Consider the following 394-nt stretch of genomic DNA (forward strand, 5'->3'; position numbering starts at 1 on the left):
CCTATAAAAATGCGGGAGAGAAAAAGCCTAACCTATATAGTTGGAGAGCCAATCAGCGCTTTGACTGGAGCGTATTGATACCTGCGGTTTCCCTTTATGCAGGAGCGAATTTTGCCTTTGGCGATAATCCTTATCAGTATGAAGGACAATCAGGTTTTTCACCCCGATTTGCCATTATCACACAAAACAATTGGGGACCATGGGTACTGGTGGTTAACGTAATAGCCGATCAAATTGCACAGGAATATCCTGCATATTCCGGTATTATTACCCTTACACATTCGTTCTCGCGAAAATTCGCCATGTTTGGAGAATTTCAGACCCTGATCAATGATCTGTACAGCGATGAAATTGCACGGGGCGGATTTGCATATTTGTTTCACAAGAACTTTCA

1 protein-coding gene is annotated in these 394 nt (G+C 42.6%); it reads left to right on the forward strand.

Going from position 1 to position 394, the window contains the following annotated elements:
* Positions 1–394, forward strand: a 394-nt coding sequence (locus HC176_RS17220) for a transporter (protein WP_167920233.1), incomplete at both ends; no start/stop codon positions are given.

The sequence above is a fragment of the Tamlana crocina genome (assembly GCF_012037625.1).